General features: G+C 68.5%; 6 protein-coding genes and 1 pseudogene. 2 read left to right on the forward strand and 5 right to left on the reverse strand.

Annotation, left to right across the window (positions count from 1 at the left end):
- Positions 1-148: 148 nt before the first annotated feature.
- Positions 149-439: a hypothetical protein gene (locus ABTY15_RS35545; protein ID WP_350605065.1), complete on the reverse strand. Its 291-nt coding sequence runs from the start codon at positions 437-439 to the stop codon at positions 149-151.
- Between the two features lie 21 nt (positions 440-460).
- On the reverse strand, positions 461-7513 hold the full coding sequence (locus ABTY15_RS35550; RefSeq protein WP_350605068.1) for a polymorphic toxin-type HINT domain-containing protein: 7053 nt from the start codon (positions 7511-7513) through the stop codon (positions 461-463).
- Between the two features lie 841 nt (positions 7514-8354).
- Here ABTY15_RS35550 and ABTY15_RS35555 point away from each other — a divergent pair.
- Positions 8355-11888, forward strand: a complete 3534-nt coding sequence (locus ABTY15_RS35555) for a ricin-type beta-trefoil lectin domain protein (protein ID WP_350605069.1) — start codon at positions 8355-8357, stop codon at positions 11886-11888.
- Between the two features lie 394 nt (positions 11889-12282).
- Here ABTY15_RS35555 and ABTY15_RS39930 read toward each other — a convergent pair whose 3' ends face one another.
- Together ABTY15_RS39930 and ABTY15_RS35565 are read right to left on the reverse strand one after the other, a co-directional pair.
- Positions 12283-12555 carry a hypothetical protein gene (locus ABTY15_RS39930; RefSeq protein WP_502893665.1) on the reverse strand — a complete coding sequence of 91 codons (273 nt, stop codon included), beginning with the start codon at positions 12553-12555 and terminating at the stop codon, positions 12283-12285.
- 351 nt (positions 12556-12906) lie between these two features.
- Positions 12907-14463, reverse strand: coding sequence for a recombinase family protein (locus ABTY15_RS35565; RefSeq protein WP_350605076.1), 1557 nt, complete (start codon positions 14461-14463; stop codon positions 12907-12909).
- A 98-nt stretch (positions 14464-14561) separates the two neighbouring features.
- Between ABTY15_RS35565 and ABTY15_RS35570 the strand changes: the two are divergent.
- Positions 14562-14705, forward strand: a pseudogene (locus ABTY15_RS35570) (exodeoxyribonuclease III); the annotation flags it as partial.
- Positions 14706-14990: 285 nt separating this feature from the next.
- On the opposite strand, the gene ABTY15_RS35575 reads toward ABTY15_RS35570, so the two are convergent.
- A complete protein-coding gene (locus ABTY15_RS35575; protein WP_350605071.1) occupies positions 14991-16307 on the reverse strand; it encodes a hypothetical protein in 1317 nt (438 codons plus the stop codon).
- Between the last annotated feature and the right edge of the window lie 297 nt (positions 16308-16604).

Consider the following 16604-nt stretch of genomic DNA (forward strand, 5'->3'; position numbering starts at 1 on the left):
CCGGAACTCGAGGGTCCCGGCCCGTGCCGGTAGTTCTCAGAACGGCTCAATCGAACCATGCTGCAGTCCGACGGACGCTTGCCAGGCCTGCCTCCCAGAAGTAGATACGGCAAGCGTCCATGTCACATCAGCCCGTGACCGGCCGGCGCTAACGGCATCGGGGAACCAGCTCCGCAAAGCCGGCAACTGCCAGTCGTTCGACAGCGCGTGTGATCGCATCTCGCGTCACCACCGGAACCACTAGCAGGTTGGGTACCGCAAAGTAGCCGTCGGAGGAAACCTCATCGGCCGTATCCTCGGCCAACCGGGTCGGCTCATAGACGACGACATCATACGAAGAGGCCTCAGTGACAACCACGACGCCATCCAAGTAGCCCTTGCACTCGACTTCAAACTCTACTTCTTCGAAGCCGTCCGGAAACTCCAGATGATATGTCACAACTGATTCTCCTGCTATCTGTCAGCGCCCGAGCGGACGGATCTTGGAAAGCTCGATGCGGTACTGGCCCGGTGTCAGCTTGGCTCCTTGGGCGGGGACAATTTCGTAGTGCCCCGGACTATTTCCCCGCCGGATCACGCGGAGTGTACTCGGGACGCTGTCCATGTCCACCTCGTGCGGTGTGAACCTGGTACCAGCCATCCTCTCTGGACTGTCCCAGACAGAAATCCCGTGGGTCTCCTTGACCAGGCCTGTCTTCGGATCAACCTTGAAATCCGTCTGGCTCGGCACGAAATTCGGCGCGTCGTTCCCCGGCGCGCCCCGGAAGCATGTCGGCGGCTGCGGTCGGCTGTCATTGTGGGTCAGCAGCGGCAGGTCGCCGGCGAGCACGTAGTAGGTGTGCAGTCCGTCAACCGTCAGGTTGTAGGTACGGGCCTGCTGAATGTAATTACGGACCGTCGTGACGTGTGCGTCAGCCCCGTCCGGCCGAAGCAGTTGATCTCCGGTCTGCAACTCATTGGCCTCGACCCACATCTCCCGGTTTACAACCCAGAACGGGTGATGCCAGGTCGTGGTCAGGAATTGTTCCACCGGCTGTCCGGCCGTCGGCTCGACCCCGAGGTCCGTGAACTCCTCGTCGTCGTCCGTCACAATCGCGGCTGTTACGAGCCTGCGCCCGGTCTCGCCGGTCTGTGGATCGGTGGCCAGGACCTGGTCTCCAGGCCTGATCCGCTCTATGGGCAGCAGTTCACCCGCCGCGGTGAGGACGCGCGTGCTGCCCAGGAAGCTGTTGCAGGCCAAACCGGGCTGACTGTAGTTGATCGAGAAGGAGGCCGGGACTTCCGCTCCCTTCTTGTCTCCGAAGAAGCCGGCTTCATCGTAGTAGACGGCGTTGACTCCGCTGCCGCACGAGCTCTTGAAGGCACAGGAGTTGATCATGACGCCGGCGTTGTTGCCAGGCGGTGCGTTCAGACCCGCGGGGGCGACGACATCAACCGTCCAAAGATTCTCAATGGCCTCATGCACCTCGTCCGTGCAGGCAGGGCCAATCGCCTTGCAGGCTGCTGCCAGCGCTGCCACTTCGTCGCGGGCCGTCATGAACTCCGGATGCGGAATCTTGCTGACCTGCTGCTCGTACGCCTTCGCGAACTTTTGGACCAGGCCAGACCCGTCGTCCTCAATCGCAACCGCCATGGTGATAGCCACGTAGACCCGGTTGCCGGTCGGGGTCTGGTAATCGTCCGGATCGCCGCCGGTTCCCGTGCCACCTGTGCCCGTGCCGGTTCCGGTCCCACTGCTACCACCAGTCCCGGTACCGGTATCGGCGGCCTGGGGGTCGCGGTGGCCGCCGCAGTGGCCTTCCCAGCAGTCGCTGACGATCAGGCCGCTGGGGTCGCTGAGGTTGACCGGATCGTTGTTGCTGTAGGCGTACGCGTTCCACTGTTGTGGGTCAGCCGGGTCGAGGATGGGGTCTGGGCTGATGAAGCGGCCGGTGGCGGGGTCGTACTGGCGAGCGCCGAGTGAGGTGAGGCCGGTGGTGTCGTCCTTGAGGCCGCCGACGAAGCCCTTGGTGCCGGCCCAGGTGGAGGCCGCAGGTTGGCTGCCGCGGGGGTTGCCGAAGGGGTCGGTGAGCCGTCGGGTGACGGTCATGGCGGTGTCGGTGTTGATCTGGACGCCGTTGGTGCCGTGCGGGTCGGCGGCCTGGATGAGGACGGTGCCGCCGCCGATGGGGGCGGTGACGCGGGTGAAGGTCAGGCCGCCGGGGGCGGCGAGGGAGCGGGTGTTGGTGGTGGAGCCGGTGGCCGTGTCGAGGGTGAGCTCGTCGGTGCCGACCGAGATGGTGGTCTTGCCGGGGCTGCGCCGGACGAGCTGGTTACCGTCGGCGTCGTAGACGTAGGTGGTGCTGCCGGCCGTCCCGGTCTTGGTGACGGTGGCGGGCTTGCCCTCGGTGTTCCAGCTCAGATTGGTGGTGCCGGAGGTGTCGGTGATCGCGGTGGTGTTGCCGACCGCGTCGTACTGGTAACGGCTGGTCTTGGTACCCGACGGCGAGGTGGTGGTGGAGCTCAGCAGGGCGTGCGGGCCGCCGGTGCCTCCGCCGGTGTTGGGCGCATTGGTGGGGGTGTTGACGCTCCTGGTGGCTCCGAAGGTCTGGGTGGTGGTGACGTCGTTGAGGCTGTTGCCGGTGATGTCGTGCTGGACCATGCCGGTGCGGTTGCCGACGACGTCATAGCTGTAGGTGTTCCAGTACGGCGCCGGGCCGCCCACGGTGCGCCCGCCCGGGCTGCCAACGGCCGGGCCGTCGGCGTTGTCGCAGCCGCCCACGCCGGGCACGGTGGTGGAGCTTCCGGTGCCGTGCTTGACGCCGGAACTGTCCGTCCAGTCCGCGGTCGTGTGGGTGTTCCCAGTGTCGGTCCAGGTGCTGGTCAGCCGGCCGAGGTGGTCGTAGGTGAAGCACTGCAGGTCCCTGTTTCGGGCGTCCTGCAGGTCAGTGACCGAGGTGATCCGGCCGGAGGCTGTATAGGTGTACGTGCTCTGGTCCGCCGAGACGGTGCCGCTCTGCCGGTCGACGAAGGAGTTGACGACCCGTCCGGTGGCCCAGTCGTACTGCTGGGTGGCGACCACCTGGAGGCCGTACGAGCCGACGGTGGTGCGCACGGGCCGCGCGGCGGCGTCGTACTCGACCGCGGCGACCACGGACTTCTTCTGGCTCTTGCTGGAGATCAGCAGCCCGGCGTCGTTGTAGGTGTAGCCGATGGTCTCCGACGGGAGCCCGCCGGCGGCCGGCAGCGTCACCGTGTCCACCAGTCCGAGGACGGGCTCGTAGGTGGTCGCCGTGGTGTACGTTCCCGCCAGTGCCCCCTCGACGGACGGGATGGTCACGGAGCTGCCGGTCGGCCGGTAGCCGACGTCGTAGCCGGTGACGGCGCTGGTGTAGGCCGCACCGTTCGCACCACCCGCATAGCGGGTCGAGGATGTGGGCCTGCCCTTGGCGAGCGTGTCGTACTTCCAGGAGGCGAGCAGGTTCGCCGGGGCAACGCTGCCGTTGTACTGGCCGGTCTTGCGGCCGATCAGGTCGTAGGTGTAGGCGAGCGTCCCGCCCTTGGCGTCAACGGCGTGGTCGACCCGGGAGTTGGCGTCGTAGAAGGTCCGACTCGTGCCGGTGTCCGGGTCGGTGAGCGAGGTCTGTCGCCCCAGCAGGTCGTACCCGTACGTCCAGATGTTTCCGGCGGCGTCGGTGTGCGAGGCCTGCTGGCCGAGCGCGGTGTAGGTGTAGGTGGTGATGTCAGCATCGGCCGGGTTGCCGGTCGGCGTCCCCGTGCGGTACTGCCAGGCGGCGACGGTGCGGCCGCGGGCGTCGGTGATGGTGGTGCTCGGCGAGCTGCCAGGCGGCGGGGTCACGTCGACCCGGTCAGCGCCGGGGTAGGCCGTCATGGTGGCCCACTGCAGGTTGGCGTTGGAGCGGAACTCGGAGCGCACCGGGCGGCCGAGTCCGTCGTACGTCGTCCAGGTCTGCGCCGGTACCTGCGAGTCCTGCGGCAGGTAGAGCGTGGTGCTGGGCGCGGTAGTGGCCTCGTAGTAGGGCGCGGAGGTCTTGATCGCCCAGCCGTGCGAGTCGTACACGGTGTCGGTGATCAGTCGGCCCGTGGACCGGGCGTCGCTGGTCTGCTGGGTCTGGCGCGGGCGGCCCAGGCCGTCGAAGAGTTCGCGCCGACCGGAGTAGGTGCCGCCGCTGCGTTCGAGCCACTCGCTGGTGATCACCGAGGGTCCCGCCGTACCGTTGACGGCGTAGCTGAAGCGCTGGTTGGGCAGCTTGTCGGTGCCCCGGCCCGGTACCCACACAGCTGTGCGGCGGCCCAGGCCGTCGTACTCCTGGGTGGTGGTCCGCTGGTTGGCATCGGTCTCGTTGAGCGGCAGGCCGCGGCCGGGCTCCTGGTTCACCACGACCGTCCAGTCGGCGCCCATCGGGCCGGTGGTGGTCACCGTGGTCGGGAAGGCGCCGGTGGCCGGGCTGCGCGTGGTGCGAGTGGTGGCCGGGACGAGAGTCGCCGCGCCTAGCAGGCCGCCGTTGGCGTCGTACGTCGACCCGTCCGGAGTGGAGATGGTGACGGTGCGACCGTAGGCGTCGAAGGTGGTGCTGCCGCCGTGGACGTAGACCGGTTTGCCGGCCGGGTCGTAGTGGTCGAGCACCTGCACGCTGGTGGCATCGCCGGTGGAGCCGGCCTGGCCGACCGGGCGTCCGTCGTACAGGGTTCGGTTGCCGCCGACGGTGGTGGTGGCGGTCGCCGTCGTGCCGCAGGGGCCCTGGACGGTGGTCTTGCCGGAGGGCAGGATCAGCAGCGCCGGGTTGTCGCTGGTGGCGTACTCGATCGTGGTGCAGAGCTCGGGGGTGGCGGCGCTCCCGTCGCCCTTGTCGGTGGTCTGCAGCACCCGGTTGCCGTGCGCCGGATCGGTCGTGGTGACGGACGTGGTGGTGCGCCAACTGCCGTCGGACAGCTTGGCCTTGTGAATCTCGGTGATCTGAGAGTCCAGGTAGCGGGCGTAGATCTCCGGTGCGCCCGCGCTCTGGGTATGGGTGGCGGTCTCCTTCTGGCCGCTGCGCACGTTGCCGGAGACGGACTGGACGGTGCCGCCGGCCTGATCGAAGACCTCGGTGGCCACCGCGCTGCCGGCGAGCCAGTCGCTGTCCTTGACGGTGCCGCCGAGCGGGCTGGTGACGTCAATGCCACGCTGGGTGCCGTCGGCCTTGTAGTCGCCGTCCATCCCGCGCAGGTAGGTGACCTTCTTCTGGGTCTTTGGCGCCTCGCCGGGGAAGGCGCTGCCGGTCGTGGTGGTGACCGACTCGTAGCCGCGGAAGTAGTCCCAGGTTCGGGTCTTGGGGTCGGTGAACTCGGCGTCGTCGCGGTGCCAGGCCGCGGCGCCGTTGTAGGTGTACTCGGTGGTCCGGGTGACGGACGGGCTGGTGACCAGGTCCTGCTCGGTCACCGTGCGGACCAGCGGCTTGTTGAACCAGTCGCTGACCGGGTCCGGAGAGGACTGGCCCGGCAGGTACCAGTTGACCGGCATGCAGGCCATGGTGTTGGTGTCGGCGGAAGCCGGCATGTGACTGTTGACGCGCGAGCACTCGCCGTCGCTGTAGACGACGTTGATCCGGCCGCCGGTCTCGGTGGTGATCTCCCGAATACGCGGGCGCATGAACATCGGCGAGGCCGGCACCAGGCCGTCGACCCGGTTCGGGATCATCTTGTAGGCGAAAGTGGCGGGCGGAAGAGCCACCTCGGGTCGGCCGTTGCTCCCGGTCCGCTTGATGGAGTCCAGCCAGAGCGTCCGCTTGGTGCCGTCACCCGGGTCGACCAGGGACTGGCCGAGCGCCCAGGTGTCCACGGTGACCGGCCCGGTGCCGGTCGTCACCTGGGTCGTGATCGAGGTGAGCCGCTTGGTGGAGAAGAAGGCAGGCGCGTAGTTGGTGCAACTACCCGAGGAGGCACAGAGCTGGTCGATCGGCACGTCGGGCCAGGCGTCCGCGTTCGCGGCGGTGCGCTGGCTCTCGTCACAGGTGACGCTCCCACCAGGATTGCAGCGCTCGGCCGTCGCGTCGAAGAGCACCAGTGCGCCCGGTGTGAGCGAGCCCTTCGCGGCCTTCTGCTCGTCGTAGCGCTGGTTGTAGCCGATCTGCGCGAGGGTGACGGCCCGCTCGTAGGAGGTGAGGGTGCCGTTGCCGTTGTTCTGGCCGCCGCCCCGGCTGTAGTAGTTGGTCTCGGGAGCGTAGCGGTAGCTGATCAGGTTCTTGTGTGCATCGACGACGTAGTCGAGCTGCCAGCGCCAGGCCATCTGGCACCACGAGCCCTTGCCCACGGCCGCGTTGTAGCACGGGTCTCCGGGGTTGGGCGAGTAGACCGGACTGGTGAGCACAGACTTGGCAGCCGGATCGGTGCCGTCGCCGCCAGGCAGGTGGTTGCTGCCGAAGTAGTACTCGGTACCGTCCGGGGTGGTGATCCGCCAGTACTCGGTGTCCCGGTATTCCTGCTCGCCAGCTCCTCGGGGGGCTCCGGTCAGCTGCTCGACCTTGGAGCCGTCGTCGGTCTGCAGGTGCCAAATACCGGTGGCGTCATCACGCACCAGGGTGCCGGAGCGGCCGGCGAGCGAGAGCGTTGCGTTCTGCCCGCCCCAGCAGCGGTCGCCCGAGCCCTTGATGCCTGAGTCGCCCGCCTTGTCGCAGGTACGGTAGGTGCGCTCGATGAAGCCCGGCTCGTACGTCCAGCCGTCACCGATCCAGGAGGACTGGGAGTTGGTCGCGGACGTCCTGCCGTCGACGGCCGAGGAGTTGTAGTCCAGAACGACCGACGGAGCGAGGCCGCCCAGCGTCGGCGGGATCTGGATCGTGTAGTTGTACGTGAAACTGCCGACGTTCGAGCCGCCGCTCCATTCCATCGACGGCGCCAGCGGCGTTGCCGCGTAGCTTCCGCCGGCCCCCGACGGGGTCGGTTCGGCAGCGAGAACCATCGGCGCGAGCGCGGCGCCTCTGGTAGCCGGGGCGCTCTGAGCGCCCGGTGCACCGTCGGCCAGGGCCGACTGCTCGGAGGGCGACTTCGCAGACCTTGCCGTGCTGGCAGACGGCAGGGTGACCTCAGCGGTGACCCGGCCGCCCGCGTCCACGGTGGAGGCCACCGGGGTCTTGGTCCGGCACTCCGCCCGCTCGGGGGTGGTCAGTGCGCAGGCCGGCAGCGCAACCAGGCGTGCCCGGTCCGCCCAGCCGCCAGCCTGAAGGCCCTTCAGGTCCAGGACCACCTGTGCCCGTCGGCCGTCGGCAGTGGGCGTCGGGTCTGCGTCGGTCAGCGCGACCAGAGCGGTGCCCGCACCGGCCGCCCGGCCCTTGCCGGCGTCCGTTACCTCGACGGACACCGACGTCGCGGGCGCCGTGCTGTCTGAGGCGGGCGCCAGCAGGACGGGCAGCCGCCCGGCCCGGCTGGGCGTCGCGCCGCCCGAGGCGGGGGAGGCCCCGCCGGTCGCGGCACGAGCCGCCTTGGCCTCCGGACCGTCTGCGCCGAGCCCAACGGTGGCTTTGCCGGGTGCCACGGGAGGCGCCACAACCGGCGTCCAGGTCGGCTTCGCCGAAGGCGAGGGCGATCCGTTCTTGCCGCCCGGCACGAACTGCCGGCCTGGCACCGACGGGGTGTCGGCGCCGAGCGGCGTCTGCGGCGGGGACCAGATCTGGTCCTCCGACACGGGCGCGGCCCAGGCCACGGATGGCGGGACCGCCACCCCTGTCAGTGTCAGCGCGAGCATGGCCGCCAGGCCCGGAGACCAGCGGCTGCCCCTCCTCGCTCTCCGGGTCCGCCCCAGGGCATGCCAAGGCTTCACGCTCAGTCCCCTCCCTCAAGCGAAGTGACGCAACGTCAATCACGCGCGCCTCTCCGTACACCGATCGCGCACGGACCCTACTGATGGTCAACTGTTTGCACCATGGCGAATCGGACGAACCGACATTGGTTTATGTCTTTGTTATGTGATCCCAAGTCACCAATGGGACGTGCTGAGACAAAGCCGCCTCCGGTTTGACCAACCGCATAGCCAGCAAGCATCGTTCGTTCCCGCACGCGCCCGCCCGACCGGACGGGCTTCACGGGAGGGGATCGACTTGCCCATCAGAGCCACACAATCACCACCGATCCAGACAGGCCAGACACGTCGACGGCGAGCACAGAACCGCGCACTCGCCGCGATCGGCACGACGTTCGCGCTCGGTCTCGGCCTGCTCGGTGGCCCCTCCGCAGTGGCCGCGCCCGGCCCTGCCGCAGGCACCTCAGCCACTCCCCTTCCGGGCGGCCCGGCACCGGCACGCACCCCCGAGCAGAAGGTGCTGTACGACGCGCTCACCGAGGCGAGGAAAACGGGGAAGCCGGTCGTAGTCGAGACCATGACGACCGAGGTGTCGAAGACCCTCGCGAACCCGAACGGCACGCTCACCACCACGGACAACGCCCAGCCCGTGCGGACGAAGCGTGACGGTGCGTGGGCCGACCTCGACTCGACCCTGCGGTCGAACGCAGACGGCTCCGTCAGCCCCGCCGTCGCGAGCACCGCCCTGACGTTCTCCGGCGGCGGTAGTGGTCCGATGGCCACGGTGTCCACCTCCGACGGCAAGAAGCTGTCGGTCGGGGCCCCGTTCACGCTGCCGAAGCCGGCTGTGAACGGGTCCACCGCCACCTACCCGAACGTGCTGCCCGGCGTCGACCTGCAGCTGACCGCGCTGCCCATCGGCGGCTGGCGTGACGTGATCGTGGTCCGTACCCCGGAGGCGGCCGCCAACCCGGCACTGAAAACCCTGCGGTTCCCGATCACCGCGCAGGGTCTGACGGCCACTTCCGACGACCAGGGGCGCATCGACGTCAAGGACGACAAGGGCGCTCTGCGGTTCCGCTCGCCCTCGCCCCTGCAGTGGGACTCCTCCACGCCCCCGGCGACCGCCACCGCCGCGCCCAATGCCGCCAAGTCCGCCCCGGCAGCGGCTGCCCCTGCCGCCGAACCCGCGCCCGCGACGGCGCCGACCGGCACTCCGTCGTCCGCCGAGGAGCCGGGCGACGGCGCGAACGTGGCGGCCATCGGCACGAAGGTCACGTCCTCGGCGATCGAGCTGACGCCGAACCAGAGCGCGCTCGGTTCGGGCACCGGCCCGTGGTACCTGGACCCGTCCCTGGTCGCGACGAGCTCGGCCCAGGGCTCGGTGGAGGTCCAGGAGAACCACAGGACCGCCGAGAACTTCAACAAGAAGAGCAACCTGGGCACCGGCTACTGCGGCTACCACAGCAGCGACCCGAGCCTGGACTGCGGCATCGAGGGCCGCCAGCGCGCCTACTTCCAGTTCGGCATCAACCCGACGCTCTACACCAAGCCGGGCGGAGCCGAGAGCCCGCCGACCATCTTCACCTCCACCCTCAACGCCCAGGTCACCAGCGCCGCCAGCCCCGACACCGAGACGCCGTTGGCCGTGTACTCGGCGTCCAAGCTGATCCACGAGCACACCAGCTGGGCCGACCAGCCCTGCGGTGACAACGGCAACCTCGTCATGGAGAACTGCCCGAAGGTCAACGGTCAGTCGATCAAGGGCACCGGCCCCCTGGCCATCGACGTCACCGACATGATGAAGCAGGCCGTCGCCGGTCAGTGGCCGTGGTGGACGGTCGGCATCGCCCCCGAGGGCAATGAATGGAAGAAGGAGTACCGGCACCACATCGCCAACAACCCGTACATCACCACCACCTACGACATCGCCCCGACCGTCTGGTACCCGCGCACCTACCCCGCCCCCGGCTTCGCATGGAACAACAGCACCGCCGAGTGCAACACCGGCGGCGCGCACCCCTGGGACAACCCCGGCTGGATCAGCAGCAACCAGAACATCTACCTGAACGCCAACAGCTACTCCCCCGCCGGTCAGTCGGTCCGCACCACCTTCCACCTCTGGGACGACAACGACGGCAACTTCGGCGTCGTCAACGGCGGTTGGGGCGGCAGCTACAACAGTCCCTACACCCTCGCAGTCGGCTCACTTTCCGACGGCCACCAGTACGGCTGGTACGCGCAGGCCGACGACGGCCTGCTCTCCTCCCCCGGCAGCGCCTGGTGCTACTTCCGGGTAGACCGCACCAATCCGCGGCTCAGCATCAGTTCCCCCGACTTCCCGCCGTCCGGCACGCCCAACGACCACCCGACCCGGTACGCCAACGACACCGAGCCCGGCACCTTCCTCATCAACGCCGAGGACCCGGCGCCCGGCCCCGGCCTGCGCGCCTCCGGCATCGCGTGCGTGCGCTTCAGCACTGATCCGACGCCCGTCACCGGCTGGCAGTGCAACCAGCCCGGCTCCTACGCCGCCGGCGCCCCCGTCAAGTTCCGGCCCACCAGGTGGGGCACCAACACCGTCTACGCCTGGGCCATGGACAATGCCGGCAACTACAGCCAGCGTGCCGACTACACCTTCTACGCACCGTGGAAGCCCGGCTTCGTCCCCACGTTCGGCGACACCGACGGCGACCAGCTCGCCGACATCGTCGTCCCGGACGCCATCGGCAACCTCCGGACCATCGGTGGCAATGCCGACCCGATGCGCGCAATCACCGCGAGCGCCGCCAGCGCTCCGCGCAACGGCGTCAACGACACCACCACGACCTGGGCGGACTACCAGATCAGCCACCGCGGCACACTGAACGAGTCCGGAGCGCTCGACCAGATCTTCGCCCACAACACCAAGGACTCCAACCTCAAGAAGTACCTCTACCTGATCGACAACGACGGCACCGGCCGATACGACGTCTACAAGAAGATCTCGCTGGACCGCCCAACCGGCACCGGCTGCGCCGCCGTCCCCACCTCAGGCCTGGCCTGCCCGGCCAACCGGCCGTTCGCCGGCGACTGGTCCGAGGTCAGCCAGGTCCTCTCGCTCGGCACCCCCGAGGGCGAGCTGACCAGCACGAACCCGGCCACGCCGACCGACCCGGCGAAGACCTCGATCATCAGCCAGACCTCCCTGCTCACCGTCGAGGGCGGCCGGCTCTGGCTGCACAACGTGAGCGGCGCCAAGTGGAACCAGGTCGACGCCACAGCTCTACTCATCCCCACCGCACCCAACGGCGGCACCTGGGACGACTACGAGCTGCTCAACCCCGGACCGGCGAACGGCACCACCGTTACGCCCAACCAGCCCGACGCCCGGCAGGCCACCCTCTGGGCCCGACACCGAACCAACGGCAACATCTACGCCTACCCGATCACCCGCAGTGCTGATGGCCAGACCGACTTCAGTGCACTCACCCGGCCTGACGGCGGCACCCCGATCCTCACCGGTGCCAACTGGACCACCGCAGCCCAGCCGCGGGTCGGCGCCGCCGACCTCAACGGCGACGGCTACCCCGATCTGTGGGCGATCAACAACTACAACGCCATCACCGTCTTCCCCGGCAAGAGCACCAGCGGCACCAAGGGAAGGGTCGACGGCTTCGACGGATGGCAGCTACTGGGCTACAACAACACCAGCGTCTCGCTGCACTCCAACCAGGTCCCCTGGCAGTGCCTCGACGCCATCGGAGGCCCCCGCAACGGCGCCGAAGTGGCCGTCTACGCCTGCTGGGAGACCTACAACCAGCGGTTCACCCTGGGCATCGACGGCACCATCCGGGCCTCGGGCTACTGCCTGACCGCCCAGGACGCGACGTTCAGAAACGGCACCAAGGTCGTCATGGCCTCCTGTGACAACCAGCCGACCCAGAAGTGGGCGATGACGGCGGACGGCAAGATCTACCTTCCGGCGACGGTAACGGCCAGCGCCCCCACCGGCCGCTGCCTCGAACGTCCCGGCTGGAACCCCGACCAGGGCACTCGCCTCGGCATCTGGGACTGCCCGGGTCTCCAGTCCAACCAGCTGTGGATCCTGAACCCCGAGTCCAGGCCCTGACCTCCTGGCCCCTCAAACGGCCCGGCTCCTTGGCTCCAGAGCGGAGCCAAGGAGCCGGGCCGGCCGCGTCCCGCTTCGGCGAATGACCGTGTCCGGCCTCTTGCACGCCTTTGTGCGCCATTCCAGAGTGCGATGCCGCCCACACAACGCCAACTACCGGCCGCTCCAGAACCGGTGGGCGGCGATCAGACCGAATTTCCTGGCGTACGAGGCCCTCGTAGTCCGCTCCCGTGTCTCGAAGTCAATGTGGACGAGGCCAAATCCCGGCCCGAACCCGTCCGCCCGTCGAACAGGGCGTCATCCTCGCCGCAGCCAACTGACTTTTGGCCAACTCCCGTCCACTCGCTCATGATTGGTGTCGACGCAGAATGCTGGTCCGCCCCCTACACTGAAGTCACGAGTACGTCGTCGAGTGTTTCCGCCGATTTCGAAGGCGAGGCCACGTCCGACGCCGGTCGACCAGGTTCTCCAGGGCCCCGGCGTCGCGCGCGGCCCGCCACTCGGTGACGTGGGAGTGGTACAGGCGCTCGCGGCGCAGGACCGCGCCCTTCTCGCCCTCGGGCGCGGCGTCGTACTCGGCGACGATCCGCAGCTTGTACTCGGGGCTGAACGTGCGGCGCTTCGGCCTGGGAGCCGGGTCGGCGGCGGACGGATCGGTGCTGGTCATCAGGGGTGGAACTCCTACTCGGGCCCTCTCAGGCTAACCCGACAAAGCGGGATGTCTCACCCAAGGCTGACAGAGAGGGCGTCGCCGGCGCGCCCACGGCAATCACGGTCGGCCAGCCGCCATAGGCCCAGGCGAGGGAGCCGAGGGTGGAGCCGACGGCGATTCCGGTGAACCGCAGGGTGAAGCAGCAGGCGTTGAGCCGGCTGTGCGCGTCCGCCTGCCAGAGTGCACAGGGCACTCTGGCAGGCGACCTGGCTCGACCAGGTGGCGTCCAGGAGCACCACGCCGGCCGTCAGCCAGCTCCGCCTGGACGGAGGTTTCGGGTCCAACAGCGATTCCGGGGCAACCGACCTACGCGAAACTGCCAGCGCGGTCCAGCTTCGATACGCGTACTTCGAGTTCGGCGGGCAGGTGCCAGCCTTCGGTGGTGGGTGTCATGTAGAGGCGGGCCTTGAGGCCGAGCAGGAGCTGGCGGCGATGCTCCTGGTCGGCTTGGGTCCAGGCGTCGGCGAAGGTCCGCCCGGTCTCGACCTCGACCCAGGCGGAGGGGCGTTGTGGGAGGGCTGCGAGGCGGCGGCGTTCGTCGACGAGGACTTCGAGGGCTTCGGCGTACTCGTCGTCGCCGCCGGGGTAGTCGAAGAGGTTGCGGCGTTTCTCCTCGCGCAGGTCGCGCATGGCCTGGGTGACGTGGTTGAGCTGTTCGGTGTGGTCCTCACCTGGGATGAACCTGCGTATCGTCATCGGCAGGCTGGCCAGGCGCTCGACCAGGGCGGTGATCGCGGCGGTGACGCGCTCGCCCTTGATGGACTGGCCTTTGCAGGCGGGTTTCCCGGCCGTCTTCGCGCACCGGTAGTACTCGTAGATCTTTCCGTTCTTGGCGAGGTTCACCTGCCGGTAGAGCCGGTCCCCGCATCGGTCGCAGAGCGCAACGCCCAGCCAGGGTGAGGCGCCGTTCGAGCGTTCCTTCGTGATGGACCGATCGTCCATCACCGCCTGGATGGCAGCCCACTCCTCCTCCGTGAACAGAGGCTTGGCCATCCGGATCGGCAGGCCCTTCGCGTCCCGGGCGATCTTGCGCGCCTTGACGGAGCGGCCGGTCAGCTTCAAGCCCATCGTCGCCGGGGAACGCAGGATCTTGCCCACACTGGTCGGGTTCCAGTGATTCGACGGCGGCGTCTTGCGCTTGCTCGTGTACGTGTCGCCCTGGTTCTTGTACGCGTGTGTGGCGGGTGTGTCGAAGCTGGCTGATTCAAGGGCCGTGGCGATCATCCACTGGCTCTGCCCCTCCAGCAGGAGCTTGCCCATGTACCGGACCGCTTCGGACGTCACCGGGTCCGGCTCGAGGGTGCGCCCACCACCTGGACGGTCCACGATCCGGTACCCGTACGGCGGCTGCCCACCGGCCCACCGGTCCGTCTTGCGCAGGTGCTTGTGCGCAGCCGTGACGCGTGCCTTGATCCGCTTGAGCTCCATCTCCGCGAAGATCGACGCCAGCATCAGGAAGGTCTTGGCCAGCTCGTTTCCGAACGACGACTCGCGGCCCTCCCGGTAGTCCAGGGTGACGCCGTCGTCGGTGAACACCAGGACCTTGTGGTTCTCCTCCGCCCAGTGGGCGACATCCGCGCAGTCCTTCGCCGAGCGGAACGCCCGGTCGACCTTCGCCCACACCAAGGCGTCCCACTCGCCCTGCCGCTCGGTCAGCCATGGGCCCAGGTCAGGACGCTCCCACGGCGTGATCTGAGCAGAGACGTCCAGGTCCTCGAACGACCCGACGATCTCCCACTCCTTCGAGACCGCGTGCCGGGTCGCCGACTCCGCCTGCACCAGGTGCGAGACCTTGCCCTCGTCCCCGTGCGTGTCCGACACACGCGAACCCACCACCGCCCGAACCGGCACCGAAGCCGTCATGATGCTCACAGGAGGTCCCCTACCGCCCAGGCCAGCAGACACCCTCGAACAGCCCACACTCGAACGAGTGGACTCTTTTAGAAAAGGCGTCCATCCGCTGGAGGATCGACTATCTGATGGCCAGTCAGAAACTTGCGGACACCGCCATCGAGGCCTACGTCGAACGCCCCGCCTCCCATGCCGAACGCTGGAGCGACCACGCACCGGTGACAGCCGTCTTCGACATCGACCAACTCCTCTAGCACTGAACCGAATTCGGGAAGCTGGCTTGAACTGCTGCGGTTCGTCGCGCGCCCTACCGGAGCAACGATTGCGGCTGCTACTGACACTGCAACCGCACTATGCGGCGCTTCACCATCCTGACTGGCAGTCAGCCAATGTTCCGGAAACGCCTCGGTTTGTAAAAACCAAGGCCGTCTGGCGGGAGTCGCCCCGCGGCACAGGTGATGACTCCGGGAAGTCGATCGCCGGCCCGCCCGGTTCATCAGTCGGCCACCACTTCGGCAAGGCGGCGTGAGCGCCTAGAGTCAGGCCTTCGTACCCGGCCGCCGATCGGCCGGGTACGAGCCACTGGTCTTGGCGCGGTCGGGTTCCTCTTCGTCGGTGCCCGGCTGGAGGAGAGCGAGCAAGTCCTGTGCTGCCCAGTCCGGCAGGGTGAGCGCGACGGGAACCGGCAGCAGGGCGTCACGTCGGAGGGATTCCTCCTTCCAGACGGCCTCGGTGAGCCAGGCGAACGTGTCGTCGTCGAGCAGGTCGGGGTGGCAGGCTGCGGTGTCCGCGAGCCGCTCGGCGTCGGGGAAGGCGGGCGGGAGGCCGCCGCTGTTCGCAGCGCGGGCGACAGCGCGGCGGGCAGCGGTCTCGTACCAGCCGGATCCCCACCATTCGCCGACGGATTCGGTACGGGAGCCGTGCAGGGTGAGCAGCCGCAGGACGGTGTCCGGTCCGAGGGTTTCGTCGGCGGTCTGCCAGAAGTCGATCTGGCGGTGGATGGAGGCGAGGATCGGTGCCCAGCCTTCTTCGAAGATGTCGCTGAGCACGCTGCCGTCTGCGAGTCGGCGGGCGGGTGTGGTGAGGGCGAGGCGGACGGCCGGCCAGTCGACGCCTTCGGGGTGGACGTGGGGCAGGACGGCGCGGGTGGCGGCGATGTTGGCGCGGGCCATCGTGATGTCGCGGATCTTGAAGTGCCATTCCTCGACGTCGCTCTCGCGACGCCAGCACCATTCGGCGATACCGCGGGCGGCCGCGGAGGGGACGGGGTCCGGGACGATCAGCGGGTAGGCGCGCAGGCCGGCACCCGCCCGCCAGGAGAACTCCTCCCCGAGCGCCGCGATCGCCGCGGATCCGTCGTCGCCGCCCCGGTGGCGACTGATCGCGTCGCTGATGTGGTCGGCCCACAGCAGCGTGACCAGGTCGTGGCGCAGACCTCTGGCGATGTCGGGCAGGTGGATGCGGGTGGCGTCGAGGAGTCCCGCCTCGGCGAAGGCCCGGCGTGCGGTTTCCGCCTTCGCGGCCTGGGTCGGGTGTCCGCTGAGGTCGATGACGAGGTCGTCGTCGAGCGGGAACAAGGGCGGTAGGCTCTCGTCCCCGCCCCAGCCCCACCCGTCGGTCGGGTCGTCCACGGTGAGTAGGGCCGTTTCGGGGTCCCAGTGGACGCTGATGTGGAAGTTCGAGCGGGACAGCTCCATCGTGGCCGGCACGGTCTTGGGGTCTTCGTCGGCCTCGTCACTCTCGCCCCAGATCTCGCCGTCTGCCCAGCCCGCCCGCCTCAGCGGTGCGGTGAGCCGGACGAGCAGGCGCGGGCCAGCGGCGTGCGGCGAGGTGGCAGTGGAGGGCGTGAGGTCCATGCGTGGGGTGCTCTCGGGTGCTCGGGCTGGTGCGGAGTGGTAGCGATGAACGGTCATGGCGTGTCGTGACGGCGGGCGGCCTCGGCCTTGTCCTGGAGGTCACGGGCGATGCGCCACCAGCGCCGGGATCCGCTCGTGTACCAGGAATCCTGGCCCGCCGGATGCCAGTTGGCCAGCTCGCGCAGCTGTTCCGTGATCTTCTCTAGTGCTCTGACCGCATACGTTCGCCGGGTTGGTGATGGCAGGCCGGAACAGGTTGGATGTGGCGGACATCCAACGGGTTGGGGGCGTGGTGGC

Source organism: Kitasatospora sp. NPDC097643 (assembly GCF_040302625.1).
GTDB lineage: Bacteria > Actinomycetota > Actinomycetes > Streptomycetales > Streptomycetaceae > Kitasatospora.

What these genes read in the sequence shown, in the direction of transcription:
- ABTY15_RS39930 (WP_502893665.1), bottom strand. Translation starts at nt 12,555, where the DNA reads ATGACCAGCACCGATCCGTCCGCCGCCGACCCGGCTCCCAGGCCGAAG.
- ABTY15_RS35575 (WP_350605071.1), bottom strand. Translation starts at nt 16,307, where the DNA reads ATGGACCTCACGCCCTCCACTGCCACCTCGCCGCACGCCGCTGGCCCG.
- ABTY15_RS35555 (WP_350605069.1), top strand. Translation starts at nt 8,355, where the DNA reads ATGACGACCGAGGTGTCGAAGACCCTCGCGAACCCGAACGGCACGCTC.
- ABTY15_RS35565 (WP_350605076.1), bottom strand. Translation starts at nt 14,463, where the DNA reads ATGACGGCTTCGGTGCCGGTTCGGGCGGTGGTGGGTTCGCGTGTGTCG.